Origin of the sequence: Cryobacterium sp. Hh11 (assembly GCF_004404045.1) — a bacterium.
In the GTDB taxonomy this organism is placed as follows: Bacteria; Actinomycetota; Actinomycetes; order Actinomycetales; family Microbacteriaceae; genus Cryobacterium; species Cryobacterium levicorallinum.
In genome coordinates this window covers 1-2,260 of sequence record NZ_SOHF01000030.1, presented here as the reverse complement: position 1 = coordinate 2,260, position 2,260 = coordinate 1, and the positions used below count along the sequence as shown (strand labels likewise).

Sequence of the window (2,260 nt, the reverse complement as noted above, 5' to 3'; positions counted from 1 at the left end):
GCATTCCCGGCCACCGAACAACGCGGATTTGTGGCATTACGAAGAGGTGGCTTCGGGATCCGGGCGCCAACTTTTCGTCGCTTTCAGAAAATCTACTCCTCACGGCCGTCGTCGCGCGAGTGCGCATCCTCAAGCCCGTGCAAAGGTGGCCCGCTCCGGGCAGCAGGGCCTACTAAAGGCCTATCCGCGAACAGCCGATCTGACGAACCGACTCAGCCGCGGGCGAATCAACGTCACTTTGCGGGCCACGAACCTACCGTAATGGCGACACGGATGCGCCGTCGTGCAAAACAGCGTCGGCTTCCTCGTCGTCGATGACTTCCGGATGCCGCTTGAGATTGAGCAGGGCCATCCCCAGCCCTCCCCATACGGCCAACAGAGCGATGATCATCATGACGACCGCGGAGGTACTCATGGGTTCTTCCTTTCCCCCGCTGCGGATCCGGATGCGGCGGTTTCGGGCAGGCGAGTTTCGCCATCCATGATCTTATCCGTGGCGGATTTATTCGCATCGAGTTCGGCGTCCAGGATCGGTTCATGGACATTTTTCTCATAAGCGGCGGATCGATGGCTCCACGGAATCTTCGAGAGCAGGTAGGCGATCAGCACCAAGGCAATCACCATGCCCCAGCCGAAGACGCCGACAAACCAGTCCGGTAAACCGCCGTAGCCCTCGCTGATCCTGGTGGTGAGGGTGTCGATCAGGATGTAACCCAGGACCACCGGAGTGACACCGCCGATGAAAATCTGCCAACTGCGGCCCAGCTTAATCGAGGACGTTGCATTGATGTGTTCGCGCAGCCGGGGAAGAGCGCTGAACCCAGCGGACATCGCCACTACGGCCACCAGTGCGACGGCTACAATTCCGAAGCTATTGACAAAGGCATCGGTCACATCGAGCAGGTTCAGGCCCGTCGTCGTTGGAAACAGCAGGATCGATATCAGGGCAATAGGGATGCCGACGACCAGCGCTGCCTTCACCCGCCGCCAGCCTAACTTGTCCTGAACGGCGGCAATGATGACTTCGACGATACTGATCAGCGACGTTAGACCGGCGAACACAAGCGAACCGAAGAACAGCACTCCCAACAGAACACCCGCCGGCGCCTGCGCAATGATGGTCGGGAACGCAATGAATGCCAGACCGATACCGCTGACAGCGACTTCGTCCACACCAACCCCGCTCGATGCCGCCATGAATCCCAAGGCAGCGAAGACCCCGATGCCGGCCAGCAGCTCGAAGCCGGAATTGGCGAAGCCGACGACGAACCCGGAACCGGTCAGATCGGTTTTTCGCCGCAGGTAGGAGGCATACGTGATCATGATCCCGAAGGCCACCGACAGTGAGAAGAAGATCTGCCCATAGGCAGCCACCCAGATAGAACTGTCACCGAGTCGGGTCCAGTCCGGCGTGAAAAACGCGTCCAGTCCGGTCCAGGCACCCTCAAGGAACAGCGCTTGGACGACCAGAATGAGGAACATGATCAATAGCAACGGCATAAACACGATGGAGGAGCGGGCAATTCCCTTTTGCACGCCCAAAGCGAGGATGGCGATAACCACGCCCCACACGAGAATCAGCGGAATGAGCACGGAGGGCACGAAGTCGAAGCCCAGGTTCACCTGATCGCTGACCTGGAGGAACTCGCCGGTAAAGAAACCCGCGGCGTCGTCGCCCCAAGCGGTGGTGAAGGAGAATATGAAGTACATGCCGGCCCAGGCAATGATCACCGCGTAGTACACGGCAATGACGAAACAGATTCCTACTTGCCACCAGCCAATGGCTTCGGCTTTGGGATGCAGTCTCCGCATTGCCAGCGGAGGTGACCCACGGAATCGGTGCCCGATGGCATAATCGAGGAAGAGTAGCGGTATTCCGGCAGTGAGCAGGGCGACCAGGTACGGGATAATGAACGCCCCGCCGCCGTTTTCGTAGGCAACGTAGGGGAAGCGCCAGATATTGCCCAGTCCCACGGCGGACCCGATGGCAGCGAGTATGAACACTCTTCGCCCGGACCACATTTCACGTTGTGGCCGCGCGCTCACGTTCGAGGGTGGTTGTTGTGTCTTTCCCGATTCACTCACAAATATGATCCTCGCTGCAGATGCTCTTGGTGGGTAACCTTCTTCACGGTATCCCCGCCCCAGAAATCATGTCAAGACGCACGGCTACATTGATTCGTAGAATCATTCGACAGAGAACCTCATATAGGTTGACATCTTCCGGATTGAAATCACCGGAAACGGTGATCGTGATTTC

The 2,260-nt window shown here is 58.3% G+C and carries 2 protein-coding genes; both read right to left on the bottom strand.

Annotated features, from left to right (window positions below):
• Positions 1–253: 253 nt before the first annotated feature.
• A complete protein-coding gene (locus tag E3T46_RS14370; RefSeq protein ID WP_134579067.1) occupies positions 254–415 on the bottom strand; it encodes a methionine/alanine import family NSS transporter small subunit in 162 nt (53 codons plus the stop codon).
• Positions 412–2,022 (bottom strand): sodium-dependent transporter, encoded by a 1,611-nt coding sequence (locus tag E3T46_RS14365; protein ID WP_134579068.1) that lies wholly within the window; start codon positions 2,020–2,022, stop codon positions 412–414. The genes E3T46_RS14370 and E3T46_RS14365 overlap by 4 nt, the downstream gene beginning before the upstream one ends.
• Positions 2,023–2,260: the final 238 nt, after the last annotated feature.